Genomic DNA, 19,911 nt, shown 5'->3' with positions numbered 1-19,911 from the left:
CTCCTCGCGCGGATCAGGACACATGTTCCTGAATAAGGAGAGGGCGGGGCGAGCGAGGGTCAGTCGACCGTGACGAAGTCGATCAGCTGCTCGACGCGTCCGAGCAGAGCCGGCTCCAGGTCGCCGAAGGTCCGCACTCGGCCGAGGATGCGCTGCCACGCGGCGGCGATGTCGGCCTGGTCCTCGTGAGGCCAGCCGAGATGCTCGCAGATGCCGTGCTTCCACTCGACCGAGCGCGGCACCGTGGGCCACGACTCGAGCCCCAGGCGACCCGGCTTCACGGCCTGCCAGACGTCGACGAACGGGTGGCCGACGACGAGCACGTGGGCGCCCGACGGCCCATGGGCGATCGAGTCGGCGATCCGGCTCTCCTTCGACCCGGCCACCAGGTGGTCCACCAGCACGCCGACGCGGCGGGTCGCGGTCGGCCGGAACTCGGCGAGCACCTCGGCCAGGTGGTCGACGCCCTCGAGGTACTCGACGACGACGCCCTCGACCCGCAGGTCGGCGCCCCAGACCTTCTCGACGAGCTCGGCGTCGTGCCGGCCCTCGACGAAGATCCGGCTCTCGCGGGCGACCCTCGCCCGGGCCCCGTCGACCGCGAACGAGCCCGAGGCCGTCCGTGCGCGTCCCTGGGGCGCCGCGCGGGGCACACGCAGCGCGACCGGCGAGCCGTCGATCAGGAACGACCCGCCGAGGGGGAACGCGCGGACGCGGCCCTTCCAGTCCTCCAGCTCGACGGTGCCGGCCTCGACCCGCACGACTGCTCCCGTGAAGCCGCTGCGCGCCTCCTCGACGACGAGGTCGCGCACCGCGTCGGTCGGCGTGGGTGCCGGTCGTGTCGAGCGCTTCCAGTCGTTGCTCAGCACGTCGTGTCCGTAGCGGTCGTCATCCACGGGGCGGTCCTCCTCTGGTGGGTCGGGGCTGGTAGGGGCGGGGCGGCCCCGTGCGGTCGGGATCCCCGCCCGCCGGTCGGCGGGTGGCCGGCCGTCGACCAGGCACTCCGCTCGCCGGCGGGGCCGCCGTGCGGGGACCGGCCGCAGATGCCGCACCAGGACGTGTCGAGGGCGCGGGTCGCGGGGCCGGGGCGCCCCCGCGGGCCGCGGGAGACCCGTCGGGCGCAGGTGCCGGTCTCCGCGACACCGACGTGCCGTCGGCCACCTGCCGCGCGGCCGGGGCCGCCGTCGGCGACGTCGCCTCCACCCGGAAGCCGACCCCGAACGCCCAGGCGAAGCCCCCGAGCACGACTAGCACGTAAAGACCGGACACGAGCAGCGGGAGCCACCAGGCCGACAGCGGGCCGTCGCCCTGTCCCGCGATCGCCAGGACGACGAGGGCGGTCACGAACCAGACGCCGGCGGCGAAGGCCCTCGCGGTCCAGCGCGCCAGGCGCAGCCGCAGCTCACGACGGCGGGGCGCCGCCTTCCAGTGCTCGGCGTGCGGCACGAGCAGGTGCCGCACCGGCGTCCACGCGAGCGCGGCAGCCGTCAGCAGCCACGCCAGCACGAGGCCGACGAGCAGCACGGAGGCGATCAGCACGAGGTCGGACCGGCTCGCCGCGAGCGCCGTGCCCCCCTCCCGGAGGTGCACCACCGTCACGCGGTCGGGCAACAGCTGCGAGGCGGTCACCAGCACGAGCGCCGCCGCGGCGAGGGCGATGCCCACCGGGACGGCGGCACGGAGCAGGGGCGGCACGGTCATCGCGACCGGGCCGCCTCTGCGTCGTCGGCGAGCGTGGTCAGGCCTGCGCCCTCTCGAGCACGAGCTCGCGGACGCGCGCAGCGTCCGCCTGGCCCTTCATCGCCTTCATGACGGCGCCGATGACGGCGCCGGCCGCCTGGACCTTGCCGTCGCGGATCTTCGCGAGCACGTCGGGCTGCTGCGCGAGCGCCTCGTCGATGGCGGCGATGAGCGCACCGTCGTCCGAGACGACCGCGAGACCGCGCGAGGCGACGACCTCGGCCGGCGAGCCCTCGCCCGCGACGACGCCCTCGAGCACCTGCCGGGCGAGGCGGTCGGTCAGCTCGCCCGACTCGACGAGGGCGATCAGCTCGCTCACGTGCAGGGGCGACACGAGCGACGACGGCTCGACGCCGGCCGCGTTGGCGGTGCGGGCGATCTCGCCGGTCCACCACTTGCGGGCCGCCTGGGGCGACGCGCCGGCGGCCACGGTGTCGACGAGCTCCTGCAGCAGGCCCGAGTTGACGACGTCCTGGAACTCCTGGTCGGCGAAGCCCCACTCGGCCCTGAGCCGACGGCGCATCGCGACCGGCGCCTCCGGCAGCGCCAGGCGGAGCTGCTCGACGAGCTCGCGCGACGGCACGACCGGCAGCAGGTCGGGCTCGGGGAAGTACCGGTAGTCGTCGGCGTCGCTCTTCGGGCGCCCGGCGGAGGTGCGCCCGGTGTCCTCGTGCCAGTGCCGGGTCTCCTGGGTGATCGTCCCGCCCGCGGCGAGGATCGCCGCCTGGCGCTGGATCTCGTGGCGGACGGCCCGCTCGACGGAGCGGAACGAGTTGACGTTCTTCGTCTCGGTCCGTGTGCCCAGCTTCTCCTGGCCGTGCGGACGGAGCGACACGTTGGCGTCGCAGCGCAGGTTGCCGCGCTCCATCCGCGCCTCGCTGACGCCGAGGCTGCGGACGATGTCGCGGATCGTCGAGACGTACGCGGCGCCGAGCTCGGGGCCGAGGGCGCCCGCGCCGATGATCGGCTTCGTGACGATCTCGACGAGCGGGATGCCCGCGCGGTTGTAGTCGACGAGCGAGTACTCGGCGCCCTGGATGCGACCGGTCGAGCCGCCGACGTGCGTGAGCTTGCCGGCGTCCTCCTCCATGTGCGCGCGCTCGATCGGCACGTGGAAGACGGTGCCGTCGGGCAGCTCGACCTCCACCTCGCCCTCGAACGCGATCGGCTCGTCGAACTGGCTGACCTGGTAGTTCTTGGGGTTGTCCGGGTAGAAGTAGTTCTTCCGGGCGAAGCGCGAGCTCTCGGCGATCGAGCAGCCGAGCGCGAGCCCGAGGCTGATCGAGTACGTCACGGCCTGCTCGTTGACCACCGGCAGCGAGCCGGGCAGCCCCAGGTCGACCGGCGTCACGTTCGTGTTCGGCTCGCCGCCGAAGAAGTTCGGCGCGTCGGAGAACATCTTGGTCTTCGTGCCGAGCTCGACGTGCACCTCGAAGCCGAGCACGACCTCGAACTTCTCGAGGGCCTCGTCGTAGTCCATCAGGTCTGCCTTGGCCATCAGATGACTCCCTCGGTGGCGGCGGTCTGCTCGGTGCTGCTCAGGTCGGGCGCACGCGAGATGAGCGTGTGGCCCCAGCCCTGCTCGAGCAGCTGCTCGACGGCGGCGCCGTAGGTGTAGAGGCGGGCGTCCTCGCGGGCGGGCGCCATGAACTGGAGCCCGGTCGGCAGGCCGTCCTCGTCGGCCAGGCCCATCGGCACCGTGATGCCGGGCACCCCGGCGAGGTTCGCGGGGATGGTCGTGAGGTCGTTCAGGTACATCGACAGCGGGTCGTCGATCTTCTCGCCGAGGGGGAACGCCGTGGTCGGCGCCGACGGCGAGACGAGCACGTCGACCTTCTCGAACGCGGCGGCGAAGTCGCGCTGCACGAGCGTGCGCACCTTCTGCGCGCTGCCGTAGTACGCGTCGTAGTAGCCGGCGCTCAGCGCGTAGGTGCCGAGGATGATGCGGCGCTTGACCTCGGGGCCGAAGCCGGCCTCGCGGGTCGCCGCCATGACGTCCTCGACCGTGCCGCGGCCCTCGGGCACGACGCGCATGCCGAAGCGCACGGAGTCGAACTTCGCGAGGTTGCTCGAGGCCTCGGCGGGGAGGATCAGGTAGTAGGCGCTGATCGCGTACTCGAAGCTCGGGGCGTCGATCTCGACGACCTCGGCGCCGGCGCCGGTGAGCAGGTCGAGCGCCTCGGCGAAGCGCGCCTTGACGCCGGCCTGGAAGCCCTCGCCGGCGAGCTGGCGGACCACGCCGACGCGCACGCCCTGCAGGGCGCCGCCGGCCAGGCCGCGACGGGCGGCGTCGGCGAACGACGGCCACTCGTCGCGGAGCGACGTGGAGTCGCGGCGGTCGTGGCCCTTGATGACGTCGTGCAGCAGGGCGGAGTCGAGCACGGTGCGGCTGACGGGGCCGACCTGGTCGAGCGAGCTGGCCAGCGCGATGGCGCCGTAGCGGCTCACGCCGCCGTAGGTGGGCTTGACGCCGACCGTGCCGGTGACGGCACCCGGCTGACGGATCGACCCGCCGGTGTCGCTGCCGAGGGCCAGGGGCGCCTCGAAGGCGGCGACGGCCGCGGCCGAGCCGCCGCCCGAGCCGCCGGGCACGCGGTCGAGCGACCACGGGTTGTGCGTCGGGCCGTAGGCCGAGAACTCCGTCGACGAGCCCATGGCGAACTCGTCCATGTTCGTCTTGCCGAGGGGCACGAGGTCGGCGGCGCGCAGCTTCGCGACGACGGTCGCGTCGTACGGCGGCACCCAGCCCTCGAGGATGCGGCTGCCCGAGGTGGAGGGCATGTCGATCGTGCAGAGGACGTCCTTGACGGCGATCGGCACGCCCGCGAGGGGGCCCATCGCGTCGCCCGCGGCGCGGCGGCGGTCGACGTCGGCCGCGGTCGCCAGGGCCTGGTCGCTGACGTGCAGGAACGCGTGCACGTCGCCGTCGACGGCGGCGATGCGGTCGAGGTGCGCCTGCACGACCTCGACGGACGAGACCTCGCGCGAGGCGAGGCGGGTGCTGAGGTCGTCCGCGCTGAGGCGGATGATCGAGGAGGCGTCGGCCACGTCTACTGCTCCTCTCCCAGGATGGCGGTCACGCGGAACCGCGAGCCGTCGTGGTCGGGCGCGCCCGAGAGCGCCTGCTCGACCGTCAGCGTCTCGCCCACGACGTCGTCGCGGAAGACGTTCGTCAGCGGGATCGGGTGGCTGGTCGCCGGGACGTCGTCGGTCGCGACCTCGGACACCTTGGCGACGTTGTCGACGATCTGCCCGAGCTCCCGGGTCATGGTCTCGATCTCGTCGGGGGTGAGGGCGATGCGGGCGAGACCTGCGAGGTGCTCCACCTGTTCGCGCGTGATTTCAGACATGCTGCTCCGTCACGTGGTTCGTCTGGGGTACCGCGGCTGGGGGTACCCGACGATCTTACGGGGCCGCACCCGCCCCGGCAGGCCCGGACGTCCTGCCCCACGGGGGCACGGCCAGGGCTCAGTCGCGCACGTAGAGGTCCTGGGGCCGAACGAGCGAGAGGTCGGGGGCCTCGGGGGCGACCGGTCGAGGATCGCCGGGCTCCCCGTCGACCATGTCGCCCCGACCGAGACCGATCAGGGCCGTGCTGCGCATCGTCTCGGTGCCGGGCACGAGGTACGAGTTGTGGCCGAGGGCGGCGGCGAGGGCGCGTCCCGTGTAGTCGTCCGCGCCTCCCCCGGTGTGCAGCAGCACCGCGCCGAAGCCGGCCGTGCCGGGGTCGGCGCCGAAGTACCCGCTGCCGGCCACGGGGTCGAAGCTGCCCGCCGCCGCGTAGACGTCGTCGCCGGCGACGTCGAGCATCGACGCGGACGGGACGACGCTGCCGGGCGAGCCGAGCAGCACGAGGGAGTCGACCGACACGGCACCGGCCGACAGGGCCAGGGTGGCCGTCGTCGACCCGTACGAGTGGGCCACGACCGTGACCCTGGCCGGCGAGGAGGCGCGGGTCGCGTCGAGTCCCGTGATCGCGTCCTCGAGGCGGTCGGCCCCGGCGCGGGCGAGGTCGAGCCCGTAGACGTTGGTCAGGTCGGGAGTCCGGTAGCCGAGCCACGCCACGACGGCGACCTGGTCGAGCCCGCTGCTGTCGGCCCGCGCCAGGAGATAGGTCCACGACCGCTGCTCGTCGTAGAGCTCGCCGGCCGTATCGGTCCAGTCGACGAGCTGGCTGCCGACGGTGAAGAACATGCCCGGCACGAGCACGCTGACGTCGTCGGCCGTGTCGAGGTCGCCGACCGAGACCGCCGCCCGCCCCGGCAGGACCGTGTCGAGGGCGACGAGGTGTCGCTCCGCGTCGCCGGCGGCGCGCCCGCCGACGGCCGCGGCGACCTGGCCGAGCATCTCGGCGCGGGCGTCGTCGTCCCGGCGCTCGTCGCCGGTGCCCCGCCGCTCGTCGACGGCTGCCCGCGCCGCGACGAGGAACAGCCGGTTGGCGTCGTCCCTGGCCGTGTAGGGCACTCCCTCGAGGTTGCCCACCAGGCCGGGGACGCGGGCGACGAGGGCCAGCTGGCGCGAGGGGTCGAGGGCGGCCCACCAGGACGAGACCACGGCGGCTGTGCGCACGGAGGCGACCGCGTCGACGAGCGCGCCGGTGTCGTCGCCGGAGGCGTCGAGCGAGCGGGCGAACTCGTCCAGCTCGTCCTCGCTCGCCGTGGCCAGCGCAGCGAGGCACCCGGTCGGCTCGGCTGCCCCGCAGTCGTCGCTCAGGGCCGACGGCACGGGACCCTGCTCCGGCGCGGGCACCGTCGGCGACTCGGCCCGGTCGTCGACGGCGACGTGGTCGTCAGCAGCTCGTGCGTCGCCGGCTGTCGCTGGGGACTCCGTGCGCGCCTCGGCGTCTGCTGCCGCGCTGGTCCCGGAGACGGGCACGGCAGGACCGACCACCACCCCGGAGAGGTGGATCGATGCGGACAGGATGGCTGCGGCGAGGAACAGCACGTCGGGTCTTTCCCCCTCGTGCGCATCTGAGCCACGACTCCCTACAGCCCTGGTCGATGCGCTCCCTGATCTTAAGAGAGCGAGGTACGGCCTGACCAGGGTTTTCGTCAGTCAGCTGAGGATTCGTCCCCCGAATCGGGGACAGCGAGCCCCGCTGGGCCCTCCTTAAGGAGGACAGCGAACTCCGCAGCGTCGATGATGCGCACGCCGAGCTGCTCCGCCTTCGTGAGCTTCGACCCGGCGCCCGGCCCGGCCGCCACGAAGTCGGTCTTCTTGCTCACGCTGTTGCCGGCCTTGCCGCCCGCGGCGAGGATCGCCTCCTGTGCGCCCTCTCGGCTGAAGCCCTCGAGGCTGCCCGTGGCCACGACGGTCAGGCCCGACAGCACGCCGCCTGCCTCGACGGCCGCGCCGGGACCCGGGTGGTCGGGCGTCGTGAGCTGCACGCCCGCGGCCGCCCAGCGCTCGACGATCTCGACGTGCCAGTCGACCTCGAACCAGTCGCGGAGGGCGTCGGCGATGATGCCGCCCACGCCGTCGACCGCCGCGAGCTCGTCACGGGTCGCGGCCCGGATCGCGTCGAGCGAGCCGAAGTGGCCGGCCAGCGCGCGGGCGGCGACGGGACCGACGTGGCGGATGCTCAGTCCGACGAGGATGCGCCAGAGCGGGCTCGTCTTCGCCTTCTCGAGGTTGGCGAGCATCTCGATCGCCGTCTTCGAGGGGACGCTCGTCTCGTCGCCCGCGAACTCCGGAGCGTCCGGGTCGAAGGTGCCGTCCTTCTTGGCCCGTCGACGTCGGAACGGCGTGACGAGCTTGGGCACGCCGTCGGCCTCGAGCTTCTCCATGCCCGTCTCGGAGTCGCGCACGACCACCCTGACGGGGAAGATGTCGCGCATCGTCAGGTCGAACAGCCCCGCCTCGGTGCGCAGCGGCGGCGTCGCCGGCTCGACGGGCTGCGTGAGCGCCGCCGCGGCGACCTCGCCGAGCCCCTCGACGTCGAGCGACCCGCGCGAGGCGATGTGCTCGACCCGGCCGCGCACCTGCGCCGGGCAGCTCTCGGCGTTCGGGCAACGGAGGTCGATGTCGCCCTCCTTGGCGGGGCGGAGCGTCGTGCCGCACTCGGGGCACTCCGTCGGCATCACGAACTCGCGCTCGCTGCCGTCCCGCAGCTCGACGACCGGGCCGAGCACCTCGGGGATGACGTCGCCGGCCTTGCGCAGCACGACGGTGTCGCCGATCAGCACGCCCTTCGCCTTGACCACCTGCTGGTTGTGCAGGGTCGCCTGCCGTACCTCGCTGCCCGCGACCTCGACCTTCCGCATCACGGCGAAGGGCGTGGCCCGACCGGTGCGGCCCACGCTGACGACGATGTCGAGCAGCTCGGTGTTGACCTCTTCGGGCGGGTACTTGAACGCCGTCGCCCAGCGGGGCGCCCGGCTCGTGGCGCCGAGCTCGTCGTGCAGGGCGAGGTCGTCGACCTTGACGACGATGCCGTCGATCTGGTGCTCGACGCTCGACCGGCGCACGCCGTAGTCGTGGATGAAGGCGGCCACCTCGGGCACCGTGTCGTACACGCGGTGGTGCGTCGAGATGGGCAAGCCCCACGAGGCGAGCAGGTCGTAGACCTCGCTCTGGCTGTGCACGTCGGTGTCGCGCTCGAGCTCGCGGACGGGCCAGGCGCCGATGCCGTGCACGAGCATCCGCAGGCTGCGGAGGCGGGCGTCCATCAGGGCGCGCTTCTCGGGGCTCTTGCCCTCGGCCTTCTGGCGGAGCGAGCCCGCGGCGGCGTTGCGGGGGTTCGCGAACACGCGCTCGCCTGCCTCGCGCTGGCGGGCGTTCAGCTGGTCGAACTCGGCGACCGGGAAGAAGATCTCGCCGCGCACCTCGACGAGCGGCGGATGACCCGTGCCCTCGAGGCGCTCGGGGATCGTGCCCATCGTGAGCACGTTGCCCGTGACGTCTTCTCCGACGACCCCGTCGCCGCGGGTCGCGGCCGTGACGAGCACGCCGCGCTCGTAGCGGAGGTTGATCGCGAGCCCGTCGATCTTGAGCTCGCAGAGGAACCGCACCCGCTCGGCGCCGGCGTCGCGCTCGACCTTGCCTGCCCACTCGGCCAGCTCGTCGTCGCTGAAGACGTTGTCGAGGCTGAGCATGCGCTCGGCGTGCTCGACGGCCGCGAACTGAGTGGTCTCGGCGCGGCCGCCCACGGTCTGCGTCGGGCTGTCGGCCTTGAGCAGCTCGGGGTGCTCGCCCTCGAGCTCGGCCAGGCGCCTGACCAGCGCGTCGTAGTCGGAGTCGGACGCCGTCGAGGCGTTGCCCTCGTAGTACTGGTCGCGCAGCTCGAGCACGCGCGACGTCAGCTGCTCGACCTCGTCGCGGGCCGCGGCGAGGTCGTCGGGCGTCGCCTCGGGCACGACCGCCCCGGCCTCGTCCGTCACGGCCCGGCTGCCGGGGGCCTCGTCGGCCGCGGGACCGCCGCTCACGGCGCGGGGACCGGCACGGCGCTGACCGTCCGGTCGATCGTGCACTGGCCGAGCACGCGGGTGCCGACGTAGACGACGGCGGTCTGCCCGGGGGCGACGCCGCTGAGGGGCTCGTTCGGAGTGATCACGAGCTCCGTTCTACCCTCGACCGCCGACACCCGCGCGACGGCGGGGACGGGGTCGGCGTGCGCCCTGATCTGCACGTCGCAGTCGAACGCCGTCGTGGGGTCGACCGGAGCGCGGCCGGCCCACGTGTACGAGCCGCCGGCGATCTCGGCGATGTCGAGCGCCTCCTTCGGGCCCACCACCACCGTGTTGTCGACCGGTCGAACCTCGAGCACGAAGCGGGGCTTGCCGTCGTCCGACGGGAACCCGACGTTCAGGCCCTTGCGCTGCCCGACCGTGAACGCGTGCGCGCCCTGGTGCGTGCCGATCGTCTCGCCCGCGCGGTCGAGGATGTCGCCCTGCTCGGCGCCGACGCGCTCGGCGAGCCAGCCGCGGGTGTCGCCGTCGGGGATGAAGCAGATGTCGTGGCTGTCGGGCTTCGCCGCGACGCTGAGGCCACGGGCGGCCGCCTCGGCACGCACCTCGGCCTTCGAGGGCGTCGCACCGAGCGGGAACATCGAGTGCGCCAGCTGCTCGGCGGTGAGCACGCCGAGCACGTACGACTGGTCCTTGGCCCACGCGGAGGCGCGGTGCAGCTCGCGCCCGCCCTGCTCGTCGGTGACGATCGTCGCGTAGTGCCCGGTGCAGACCGCGTCGAAGCCGAGCGCGAGCGCCTTCTCGAGGAGGGCGGCGAACTTGATGCGCTCGTTGCAGCGCATGCAGGGGTTCGGGGTGCGGCCGGCCGCGTACTCGGCGACGAAGTCGTCGACGACGTCGAGCTTGAACCGCTCGCTGAAGTCCCACACGTAGTAGGGGATGCCGATGACGTCGGCGGCACGCTGGGCGTCCATCGAGTCCTCGATGGTGCAGCAGCCTCGGCTGCCGGTGCGGAGGGTGCCGGGCATCCGGCTGAGGGCGAGGTGCACCCCGACGACGTCGTGGCCGGCCTCGACCGCCCGTGCCGCGGCGACCGCCGAGTCGACGCCGCCGCTCATCGCTGCGAGGATCTTCATCCGTCAAGTGTAAGCAGCCGCGACGACGCCCGCCGGGGCGCGGCGCCGGCGGTCGGACGTCACCGGCCCGGCATAGTGTGGCCGGTGCCATGACGTCGACGCCCTCCCCCGCCTTCTCGTTCCGGTCCGTCGCCCTCTCGGCCTTCCTCCCGGCCGCGTTGTTCGCGATCGGCGAGGGCGCGATCATCCCGATCATCCCCGTCGTCGCCAGCGACCTCGGGGCGACCCTGCCGTTCGCGGCGTTCGTCGCGGCGCTCATCCTGGTGGGCGAGCTGATCGGCGACGTCCCGAGCGGCTGGCTCGTCTCCCGGATCGGCGAGCGCACCGCCATGATCTCCGCCGCCCTCGTGAGCATCGTCGGGCTGCTGACCTGCGTGTGGGCGCCGAACGAGTGGGTGCTCGCCGGCGGGGTGCTGCTGATCGGCCTCTCGACCGCAGTCTTCGCCCTGGCCCGGCACGCCTTCATGACGAGCTTCGTGCCCGTCGAGGTCCGGGCGCGGGCGCTCTCCAGCCTCGGCGGCGTCTTCCGGCTCGGCTACTTCGTCGGGCCGTTCCTCGCGGCCGGCACCATCCACCTGACCGGCTCGACCCAGTCCGCGTTCTGGATCCACGTCGCCGGCTGCCTCGGCGCCGCCGTCGTGCTGCTCGTGCTGCGCGACCCCTCCGAGGTGCTCCGTGAGCGCCGTGCAGCGGCGGCCGTCCCCGTCGACGCCCCGACCCCCGGCCAGGAGAAGGTCGCGAAGGAGGCGGAGGGCCTGTTCCGCACGCTCGCCCGCCATCGCGGCGTCCTCGTCAAGCTCGGCAGCGGCGCCGCCCTGATCGGCGCGATGCGGGCCGGGCGCCAGGTGATCCTGCCGCTCTGGGCCGTGAGCATCGGCATCAGCGCGCCGCAGACGGCGCTGATCATCGGCATCGCGGGCGCCGTCGACTTCGCGCTGTTCTACACCAGCGGCCAGATCATGGACCGCTGGGGCCGTCTCTGGAGCGCCGTCCCCTCGATGGTCGGCCTCTCGCTCTCGTATCTGGCGTTGTCGCTCACCCACGACCTCGACGCGCGGGTCGGCTGGTTCGTCGCGGTGGCGATGTTCATGTCGCTCGCGAACGGGATCGGCAGCGGGATCCTCATGACCCTCGGCGCGGACCTCGCCGACCGGGCCGACCCGGCGCCGTTCCTGGGCGCCTGGCGGTTCACGGGCGACGCCGGCAGCGCGGCCGCGCCGCTGCTCATCTCCGGGCTGACCGCCGTCGTCTCGATCTCGCTGGCGAGCGGGGTGATGGGCGTGCTCGGGCTCGTCGGGGCCGTCATCCTGCTGCGCTACGTGCCGCGGTACTCGCCGCACGTGCCGCGCGAGCTGCGCTGACGGGCCGGCCTGCGCCTCCTCGACCCCGTGGGCCTCGGTACACTCGACCGTGCCCGCGGGAGTGGTGAAACTGGCAGACACGCAGGATTTAGGTTCCTGTGCCTTCGGGCGTGAGGGTTCAAGTCCCTTCTCCCGCACGAGTAGCCTGGCATCCCGGCACCTCGAGAAAGAGAACCATGCTGCCTCTGGCGACCATCTCGTGGCTCGACCCCGAGTACCTCTTGTCGGCGTTCGGCCCCTGGGCCGTGCTGGGCGTCTGCCTGCTCGTCTTCGCCGAGACCGGGCTGCTGATCGGGTTCCTGTTCCCCGGCGACACCCTGCTGATCATCACGGGCATCCTCGCGGCCACGAACCCCGGCGCCCTCGGACTGCCGATCTGGCTGATCGCGATCTTCATCGGGATCGCGGCCTTCGCCGGCGGTGAGCTCGGCTACCTGATCGGCCACAAGATCGGGCCGCGCATCTTCGAGCGGAAAGAGAGCGGGCTGTTCAGCAAGGCGAACGTCGCTCGGACGAACGCCTTCTTCGAGCGGTTCGGCCCGCTCGCGGTCATCATCGCCCGCTTCGTCCCGGTCGTCCGCACCTTCGCGCCGATCATGGCCGGCGTCGGGCACATGAGCTACCGGCGCTACTCGCTCTACAACGGCATCGGAGCAGTCCTCTGGGGCTTCGGCGTCACCATGCTCGGCTTCGGGATCGGCCACATCCCGCCGATCGCCGACTTCGTCAGCGCGTACATCGACCTGATCCTGCTCGGCGCGGTGCTCGCGACGCTGATCCCCGTCGCGATCCACTACTTCCACGGCGTCCACACGGCGAAGAAGCACGAGGCCGAGGGCACGACCCCCGACGGCGAGCTCGACACGTCGGCCGTCGGCTCCGCAGCCGCCGACTCCCCCACCGGCCAGACGCCGACCCAGGCCTGACTCCCGTCCTCATTCAGGAAGATCCGTCCTGATCCTCGCGGATCAGGTGCCGATGTTCCTGTCTGCTGCAGCGTTCAGGAACGCTGGCGCGCCGCCTCCTGGATCACGGAGCGCACGGATCGACGGCGGCGATCAGCTCGCGCAGGTCGACGGCGGCGATCAGCCCTTGAGGGCAGCCACGTGCGGCGCGATGGCCCGGAACGCACGCGACCGGTGGCTGACCGCGTTCTTCTCGTCGGGCGTGAGCTCGGCCGCGCTGCGGTCGTCGCCCTCGGGCCGGAACACGGGATCGTACCCGTGCCCGCCCGTGCCGACCCGCGCCTCCAGGACCTCGCCCGGCCACTCCCCGTACTCGACCAGCTCGCGGGCCGCGACCGTGCCGTCGGCGGACGCCGGCACGACGAGCGCCGCAGCGCACGAGAAGTGGGCCGATCGGTCGGCCGCGCCGACGAGGTTCGCAAGCAACAGGTCGATGTTGTCGTCGTCGTCCCGGGTGCCGGCGTACCGGGCCGAGTGGATGCCGGGCGCGCCGCCGAGGGCGTGGGCCGAGATGCCGCTGTCGTCGGCCAGGGCCGGCAGCCCGGTGTGGGCCGCCGCCGCACGCGCCTTGATCAGCGCGTTGGCGGCGAAGGTGTCGCCGTCCTCGACGGGCTCGGGGCCGTCGTAGGCGACCAGCTCGACGCCGGGCGCGGTCTCGGCCAGGAGCAGTCGCAGCTCGCGGACCTTGCCCTGGTTGTGCGTGGCGATGACGACCTGCGTCACGCGCCCAGCACCTCCTTCTGGATGGTGGTCAGGTCGGCACCGCCGGCGACGGCCAGGTCGAGCAGCTCGCCGAGCTCACGACGGTCGAACGGCGCGCCCTCGGCCGTGCCCTGCACCTCGACGAACAGGCCGGAACCGGTCACGACGACGTTCATGTCGGTCTCGGCACGGACGTCCTCGACGTAGGCGAGGTCGAGCAGCGGGACGCCGTCGACGATGCCCACCGAGACCGCGGCGACGCTGTCGGTCAGCGGGGTCGCCTTCTGGGCGATGAACTTCTTCTCGCGGCCCCACTCGATCGCCTGGGCGAGAGCGACGTACGCCCCGGTGATGGCCGCGGTGCGCGTGCCGCCGTCGGCCTGCAGCACGTCGCAGTCGAGCACGATCGTGTTCTCGCCGAGGGCCTTCGTGTCGACCACGGCCCTCAGGCTGCGCCCGATCAGGCGCGAGATCTCGTGGGTGCGCCCGCCGATCTTGCCCTTGACGCTCTCGCGGTCGTTGCGCGAGCCCGTCGCGCGCGGCAGCATCGCGTACTCGGCCGTGACCCAGCCCTTGCCCTTGCCTGCCAGCCAGCGCGGCACCCCGTTGGTGAAGGAGGCGGTGCACAGCACCTTCGTGTCGCCGAACGACACGAGGGCGCTCCCCTCGGCCTGCGCGCTCCAGCCCTTCTCGATGGTGACTCGTCGCAGCTGGTCGGCGCGGCGTCCGTCGGCGCGGACGAGCTCGGTGGTCGTCTCGGTCATGGTGTCTCCCTTGGTCGGGTCGGTCTGGTCTGGTCTGGTCTGTCTCGTCTGGTGCGGTGCGGTGCGCTGCGGTGCGCTGCGCTGCGCTGCGGTGCGGTGCGGTGCGGCACCGTGTGCTCAGGTGCGCGGGCCGCCCGCGCGCAGCCCGCCCGGCAGCTCGATGGCACCGGTCTCGAGGTGCCCGACGCGCGAGACCTCGGGCCCGAGGAACCGCTTCGCCAGCCTCAGGAAGGCGCCGGCGTCGGCGCCGGTGGCCTCGAACTCGTAGCGCGGCACACTGCCGGCCGGCGCCTCGAGGTCGTGGTCCACGAGGGTGCGGTACACGTCCGCAGCCGTCTCGTCAGCGCTCGAGACGAGGCGCACCTCCGGGCCCATCACGTACTGGATCGCCGCCGACATCAGCGGGTAGTGAGTACAGCCGAGCACGAGCGTGTCCACGCCGGCCTCGCGCAGAGGGGCGAGGTACCCCGCCGCCACCTCACGGAGCTCGGGGCTCGAGGTGTCGCCCGCCTCGACGAACTCGACGAAGCGCGGACACGCCTGGGTGAAGAGCTGGAGGTCGGCGGCAGCGGCGAAGGCGTCCTCGTACGCCCGGGAGCGGACGGTGCCCTCGGTGCCGATGACGCCGATGCGCTTGTTCCTCGTCTGGCCCACGGCGGAGCGGACGGCGGGCTGGATGACCTCGACGACCGGGATCCCGGCGCCCGTCGTGTAGCGCTCACGAGCGTCGCGGAGCACCGCCGCCGAGGCGGTGTTGCAGGCGATCACGAGCAGCTTGACGCCCTGGGCGACGAGATCGTCCATGACGGCGAGGGCGTACTCGCGCACCTCGGCGATCGGCTTCGGGCCGTAGGGCGAGTGCGCGGTGTCGCCGACGTAGAGGACGGACTCACGCGGCAGCTGGTCGATGAGGGCCCGCGAGACGGTCAGGCCGCCCACGCCGCTGTCGAAGACTCCGATGGGTGCGTCCGTCACGGTCGTCGAGCCTACCCGGACGGAGGCGCGCCACGGCCTGGTGCCCTGGTCCCTGCCCCCTCCCCCGCCTAGGGTGGAGACGTGACCAGTGCCCTGCTGACCGACCGCTACGAGATCACGATGGTGGAGGCGGCCCTCAGGGCCGGCACCGCCGACCGACGGTGCGTGTTCGAGCTCTTCGCCCGCCGCCTCCCCCAGGGCCGCCGCTACGGCCTCGTGGCCGGCACCGGGCGGTTCCTCGCCGAGCTGAGCCGCTTCCGCTTCGGCGACGCCGAGCTCGCCTGGCTCCGGGACGGCCGGGTCGTCGACGACCGCACCGTGGACTGGCTCGCCGACTACCGCTTCTCGGGTGACATCCGCGGCTACGCGGAGGGCGAGGTGTACCTGCCGGGATCGCCGCTGCTCGTCGTCGAGTCGACCTTCGCCGAGGGCGTGCTGCTCGAGACGCTGGCGCTCAGCGTCTTCAACTACGACTCCGCCGTGGCGAGCGCCGCGGCGCGGATGGTCTCGGCGGCCGACGGCCGACCGCTCGCGGAGATGGGCTCACGACGGACGGGCGAGCGCAGTGCGGTCGCCGCCGCCCGGGCCGCCTACATCGCGGGCTTCGGCGCCACGAGCAACCTCGAGGCCGGCCGGACGTGGGGCGTCCCCACGATGGGCACCGCCGCGCACGCGTTCACCCTCCTGCACGACAGCGAGCGCGAGGCGTTCGAGGCGCAGGTCGCGAGCCTCGGACCCGGCACGACCCTGCTGGTCGACACGTACGACATCCCGGAGGCGGTGCGCACGGCCGTCGACGTCGCCGGCACCGGCCTCGGCGCCGTCCGCATCGACAGCGGCGACCTGCCCGCCCTCGTCTCGCAGGTGCGGGGCCAGCTCGACGGCCTCGGTGCCACGAGCACGAAGATCACCGTCACGAACGACCTCGACGAATACACGATCGCGGCCCTGCGCGCGGCTCCCGTCGACAGCTACGGCGTCGGCACGTCCGTCGTGTCCGGCTCGGGACACCCGGCAGCGGGCATGGTCTTCAAGCTCGTCGCCCGGCAGGGCGGCGACGGCGAGTGGGTGTCGGTCGCGAAGAAGTCGGCCGACAAGGCCACGATCGGCGGCCGCAAGGCACCGGTGCGCGTGCTCGTCGACGGGGTGGCGACGACCGAGCTCGTGCGCATCGGCGACGGGGGCCCTGGCGACGGCCAGGAACGCCCGCTGCTGGTGCCGCTCGTGACCGACGGCGTCGTCGACGAGCGATGGACCGGCCCGCAGGGCGTGCAGCGTGCCCGTGACCACCGCCAGGCGGCCGTGGACGAACTGCCGCCGAGCGCGTTCCGCCTCGGCCGGGGCGACCCCGTCCTGGCCACGGTCTACGAGTGAGCGGCCACCGGCCGCGAACGGACGTCGACTACTCGGACTTCATCTTCTCGTAGACCTCTTTGCAGGTCGGGCAGACGGGGAACTTCTCGGGGTCCCGCCCCGGCGTCCACTTCTTGCCACAGAGGGCCTTGACGGGCTTGCCGCTCATGGCGGACTCCATGATCTTGTCCTTCTTCACGTAGTGCGAGAAGCGCTCGTGGTCGCCGGGGTCGACGGCGTCCTCGTTGAGGAGCTTCTCCAGCTCACGATCCATGACGTCGAGGCCGCCGCCGGTCTGTGTGTCGCTCATGGCGACCATCGTACGTCGTGGGCGTCAGCTGCGCAGGGTGAAGGCCAGCAGCTCCGGAGCCCGCCGCGTGAACGTGCGCGAGCCGAGCGCCACGCCGACGACGAGCACGACGACGCCCGCCGCGAGCCCCGTCACGAAGGACCACGTGTCGGCGCCCTGCTGCCCCTGCAGCAGGTAGCGACCGGCGAACCAGAGCGACGGGGACGTCGCCAGGATCGCTCCGCCGATCATCGTGACCTGTGCGGTGACCGAGGCGCTGCCGTGGGCCTGCGGCTGCTGGAACGGATCGTCGTGCGGCCGCACCGCCGGGTACGGCATCGCGGCCGAGACGACGCTCGACAGCCCCAGGCCGCTCAGCAGCAGCCCGGCGGACACGCCGATCTCCGGCAGCAGCGCGCCCCGGTCGCCGAAGAGCCAGGTCGCGACGAGCGACCCCAGGACGACGAGGGGCACCCCGATGAGCAGCGGAGGCGCGAGACGGCCCATCCGGTCGGCCAGGCCCCGCGTGCCGGCCGCGACGTGGAGCCAGAGGGCCGTGCTGTCGTAGGCGACGTCGTTGTGCGGGAGGAAGCCGAGGAGGAGGCACATGAGGGGCACCGGAACCAGGGCGAGCCAGTGCCAGCTGATCCCCGCGATGCCGAGCGGGACGACGAGGAGCGGCAGGATCGGGATGATGACGAGCGACATCCGGTAGCGGGCGTCGCGCATCCAGTAGGTGAGGCTGCGGCCTGCGACCGCGCCGGTCGGGCTCGCACGGACGAACTCGAACCAGCCGAGGCCCGCCGCGTCGTCCGCGACGTCGGGCTCGGGCTGGTCGACGAAGGCCCGGGCGACGAGCGCCCGCCACGCGAGCCACAGGGCGACGAGGGTGAGGACGGCGACCACGAGGTCCGCGACGACGCGGCCCGTCTCGCCGACCGCGGCGTGCCCGGGCAGGGCCAGGGCGGCGCCGAACGGGGTCCAGGCGAGCACGTCGGCGAGCACGCCGTTCGTGCTGCCGCCGGGGAGCGTCGCGCGGACGAGCTCGATGACGTACGGCACGAGCAGCACCGCGACCACCACGCCCCCCGCGAGCAGGAGCTGACGCGCCCGTCGAGTGGTGAGCACGACGCTGTTGATCGTCGCCGCGACCAGGGACGCCAGGTACGCGGTCGCGCCCGCGAGCACGACGGCGAGGACGGCGAGCGACGCGATGCCCTGCCCCTCGCCCCACGAGCGCACGTAGCCGGGAGCGACCGCGACGAGCGCGAGCACGGGCAGTCCCAGGGCGCCGCCGAGAGCGAGGCCGACGGCCGCCGTCCCCTCGGGCACGCCGAGGACGGCCAGCCGGCGCGGATCGCTCCACGGCGGCCGGACCCGAGAGAACGGCAGCACGGCGTAGGCGATGACGACGAGCGCACCGGCGCCCACCACGAGCGCACGGACGTCAGCCAACGGGTCGTCGCGCAGCGAGCCCGCGAGGGCGGAGACGGCGAAGGAGGCGCCGAGGACGAGGAGGACCGACACGACCGTGACGAACAGCCGGCGCGGCTCGTGCCGCACCGTGTTCGCGATCGTCTGGAGCCTCAGTCGGAGAAGCTCTGCAACCATTCCATGCCCTCCGTGACGGCTCGGCCGCCGGCCAGCTCGACGAACGTCTGCTCGAGCGAGCGCCCCGCCCTGACCTCGTCGACCGTGCCGCTCGCGAGGACGTGCCCGTCGACGATCACCGCGACGCTGTCGCAGATGCGCTCGACGAGGTCCATGCTGTGGCTCGAGAGCAACACCGTGCCGCCGCCGGCGACGTAGCGCTGGAGAACCTCCGTCACCGTCGCCGCCGACACCGGGTCGACCGACTCGAACGGCTCGTCGAGCACCAGCACGCGGGGCGAGTGGATGACGGCCGCCGCGAGGGCGATCTTCTTCGTCATGCCCACCGAGTAGTCGGCGACGAGGCGACCGAGGGCGTCCTGCAGGCCGAACGCCGCCGCGAGGTCGGCCGAGCGCTTGCGAGCCGTCACGCCGTCCAGCCCCCGGAGAGTGGCGGAGTAGTAGAGGAGCTGGGCGCCCGTGAGCCGGTCGAACAGCCGGAGGCGGTCGGGTAGCACCCCGAGGGCGCGCTTGGCCGCGGCGGGGTCGTCCCAGACGTCGGAGCCGAGCACCGAGACGCTGCCCGCGTCCGGCCGCAGGAGTCCGGTGACGATCGACAGCGTCGTCGTCTTGCCCGCGCCGTTGGGGCCGACGATCCCGTAGAACGACCCTGCGCGGACGTCGAGGTCCACGCCCTCGACGGCGACCGTGGTGCCGTACCTCTTCACGATCCCCTTGATCGAGAGGACGACGGGTCGCTCGGCGGCGTCCGGAGAAGGTGCGGCCGCGTCGTCGGGGCTCGTCACGTCGTCCAGGACGGCATCCGCGGCCTCGTGGTCGCCGTCGGCCTCGGCCTCGGCGGCATCGTCCGCCGTGGACTCCTCGGAGGTCGCGGGGGCGACGTCCTCGGGCGCGACGTCGCCGGACACGGCCTCGTCGGACGAGGCCCCTGCGGGCACCGCCTCGTCGACCGCCGGATCGTCGACGACCTGCTCCGCGTCGGGCTGCTCCGCGTCGGGCTGCTCCGCCTCGGCAGGCTCGGTCTCGAGCTCGGCCACGGCCTCCTCGGCGAGGGCCGCCTGCTGGGCGGCGGCCTCGGCGGCGGCGGCCTCCTCCGCGGCGGCCGCCGCGGCGGCCGCGGCCCGGGCACGAGCGTTGGCGGCGCGCGTGGCCGCGGCCTTCTTGGCGGCTGCCGACCGGTCGGCAGCCGTGCGGGTCGAGGCGGGCTTGCGTCCGGCCGACGTGGTCCTGGGGCTCCGCGGCGCGGACGAGCCGCCTCCTCGCGACGGGGTCCGCTCTCGTCCGGGCTTCTCTCGCCGCCCCGACTCGTCCTGGCCGGTCTCGTCGACCGCCGCCACCCCCTCCGGTGCGTCCGTAGGCGTCGCCTCGTCGTCCATCTGATCCCCCCCGTGGAGCGTGTCCCCGCCGCTGCGCGTCGCCTCGTCGGGGTGCTCTGCACCCTCCTGGTCGTCGTGCGCGGAAGCCATCGCACCACCGTACCAAGCGTGCGGGTCCGGCACGCCCGTCCCGCCGCGCATCACGAAAGGGACACGACCTCGGTCGGACCTGCCGCCGAGCGACCGGTCACTGTAGTCTGGTCGAGCACGACGACGTGTCCACATCGAGTCCC

General features: G+C 73.1%; 17 protein-coding genes and 1 tRNA gene. 4 read left to right on the top strand and 14 right to left on the bottom strand.

Annotation, left to right across the window (positions count from 1 at the left end):
• Positions 1 to 59: 59 nt before the first annotated feature.
• The 8 genes from ES689_RS11240 to mnmA all read right to left on the bottom strand — a co-directional run bounded on the left by ES689_RS11240 (position 60) and on the right by mnmA (position 10,282).
• On the bottom strand, positions 60 to 896 hold the full coding sequence (locus tag ES689_RS11240; protein WP_191330387.1) for a DUF3097 domain-containing protein: 837 nt from the start codon (positions 894 to 896) through the stop codon (positions 60 to 62).
• Positions 889 to 1,701 (bottom strand): hypothetical protein, encoded by an 813-nt coding sequence (locus tag ES689_RS11235; protein WP_146904340.1) that lies wholly within the window; start codon positions 1,699 to 1,701, stop codon positions 889 to 891. Before ES689_RS11235 ends, ES689_RS11240 begins: the two co-directional genes overlap by 8 nt.
• A 37-nt stretch (positions 1,702 to 1,738) precedes the next feature.
• Complete coding sequence (gene gatB, locus ES689_RS11230; RefSeq protein WP_146904337.1) at positions 1,739 to 3,238, bottom strand: Asp-tRNA(Asn)/Glu-tRNA(Gln) amidotransferase subunit GatB; 1,500 nt, start codon at positions 3,236 to 3,238, stop codon at positions 1,739 to 1,741.
• Entirely contained in the window at positions 3,238 to 4,788 is a 1,551-nt protein-coding gene (gatA, locus tag ES689_RS11225) for an Asp-tRNA(Asn)/Glu-tRNA(Gln) amidotransferase subunit GatA (protein ID WP_146904334.1), read from the bottom strand. The genes gatB and gatA overlap by 1 nt, the downstream gene beginning before the upstream one ends.
• Positions 4,789 to 4,790: 2 nt before the next feature.
• Positions 4,791 to 5,090, bottom strand: a complete 300-nt coding sequence (gene gatC / locus ES689_RS11220; protein ID WP_123548173.1) for an Asp-tRNA(Asn)/Glu-tRNA(Gln) amidotransferase subunit GatC — start codon at positions 5,088 to 5,090, stop codon at positions 4,791 to 4,793.
• 118 nt (positions 5,091 to 5,208) lie between these two features.
• Positions 5,209 to 6,684 (bottom strand): alpha/beta hydrolase, encoded by a 1,476-nt coding sequence (locus ES689_RS11215; RefSeq protein WP_146904331.1) that lies wholly within the window; start codon positions 6,682 to 6,684, stop codon positions 5,209 to 5,211.
• A 107-nt stretch (positions 6,685 to 6,791) separates the two neighbouring features.
• Positions 6,792 to 9,095 (bottom strand): NAD-dependent DNA ligase LigA, encoded by a 2,304-nt coding sequence (gene ligA / locus ES689_RS11210; RefSeq protein ID WP_146904921.1) that lies wholly within the window; start codon positions 9,093 to 9,095, stop codon positions 6,792 to 6,794.
• 65 nt (positions 9,096 to 9,160) lie between these two features.
• Positions 9,161 to 10,282, bottom strand: coding sequence for a tRNA 2-thiouridine(34) synthase MnmA (gene mnmA / locus ES689_RS11205; RefSeq protein ID WP_146904328.1), 1,122 nt, complete (start codon positions 10,280 to 10,282; stop codon positions 9,161 to 9,163).
• A gap of 89 nt (positions 10,283 to 10,371) precedes the next feature.
• Here mnmA and ES689_RS11200 point away from each other — a divergent pair, with 89 nt between their 5' ends.
• The 3 genes from ES689_RS11200 (at position 10,372) to ES689_RS11190 (ending at position 12,569) form a co-directional block, all read left to right on the top strand.
• Positions 10,372 to 11,643 (top strand): MFS transporter, encoded by a 1,272-nt coding sequence (locus tag ES689_RS11200; protein WP_146904325.1) that lies wholly within the window; start codon positions 10,372 to 10,374, stop codon positions 11,641 to 11,643.
• 55 nt (positions 11,644 to 11,698) lie between these two features.
• Positions 11,699 to 11,780 (top strand) — tRNA-Leu (locus ES689_RS11195).
• Between the two features lie 39 nt (positions 11,781 to 11,819).
• A complete protein-coding gene (locus ES689_RS11190) occupies positions 11,820 to 12,569 on the top strand; it encodes a DedA family protein (RefSeq protein ID WP_146904322.1) in 750 nt (249 codons plus the stop codon).
• 159 nt (positions 12,570 to 12,728) lie between these two features.
• Here the strand turns inward: ES689_RS11190 and ES689_RS11185 are convergent, their stop codons facing one another.
• The 3 genes from ES689_RS11185 to murI form a co-directional block, all read right to left on the bottom strand.
• Positions 12,729 to 13,331 carry a non-canonical purine NTP pyrophosphatase gene (locus ES689_RS11185; RefSeq protein WP_146904319.1) on the bottom strand — a complete coding sequence of 201 codons (603 nt, stop codon included), beginning with the start codon at positions 13,329 to 13,331 and terminating at the stop codon, positions 12,729 to 12,731.
• Positions 13,328 to 14,074: a ribonuclease PH gene (gene rph, locus ES689_RS11180; protein ID WP_146904314.1), complete on the bottom strand. Its 747-nt coding sequence runs from the start codon at positions 14,072 to 14,074 to the stop codon at positions 13,328 to 13,330. The genes ES689_RS11185 and rph overlap by 4 nt, the downstream gene beginning before the upstream one ends.
• Before the next feature lie 117 nt (positions 14,075 to 14,191).
• Complete coding sequence (gene murI / locus ES689_RS11175; RefSeq protein ID WP_146904311.1) at positions 14,192 to 15,049, bottom strand: glutamate racemase; 858 nt, start codon at positions 15,047 to 15,049, stop codon at positions 14,192 to 14,194.
• 81 nt (positions 15,050 to 15,130) lie between these two features.
• Between murI and ES689_RS11170 the strand changes: the two genes are divergently transcribed.
• A complete protein-coding gene (locus ES689_RS11170) occupies positions 15,131 to 16,423 on the top strand; it encodes a nicotinate phosphoribosyltransferase (protein ID WP_146904308.1) in 1,293 nt (430 codons plus the stop codon).
• Between the two features lie 28 nt (positions 16,424 to 16,451).
• Here the strand turns inward: ES689_RS11170 and ES689_RS11165 are convergent, their stop codons facing one another.
• Genes ES689_RS11165 through ES689_RS11155 form a run of 3 tightly spaced genes read right to left on the bottom strand, consistent with a single transcriptional unit; the run spans position 16,452 to position 19,768 of the window.
• On the bottom strand, positions 16,452 to 16,712 hold the full coding sequence (locus tag ES689_RS11165; RefSeq protein ID WP_146904305.1) for a DUF3039 domain-containing protein: 261 nt from the start codon (positions 16,710 to 16,712) through the stop codon (positions 16,452 to 16,454).
• Between the two features lie 24 nt (positions 16,713 to 16,736).
• On the bottom strand, positions 16,737 to 18,302 hold the full coding sequence (locus ES689_RS11160; RefSeq protein WP_146904303.1) for an ABC transporter permease: 1,566 nt from the start codon (positions 18,300 to 18,302) through the stop codon (positions 16,737 to 16,739).
• Positions 18,278 to 19,768: an ABC transporter ATP-binding protein gene (locus ES689_RS11155; protein ID WP_223269548.1), complete on the bottom strand. Its 1,491-nt coding sequence runs from the start codon at positions 19,766 to 19,768 to the stop codon at positions 18,278 to 18,280. Before ES689_RS11155 ends, ES689_RS11160 begins: the two co-directional genes overlap by 25 nt.
• Between the last annotated feature and the right edge of the window lie 143 nt (positions 19,769 to 19,911).

The sequence above is a fragment of the Frigoribacterium sp. ACAM 257 genome (genome assembly GCF_007954365.1).
GTDB lineage: Bacteria > Actinomycetota > Actinomycetes > Actinomycetales > Microbacteriaceae > Frigoribacterium.
Note: the sequence above shows the minus strand (reverse complement) of the source record. Positions and strands in the feature narration are given on the sequence as shown.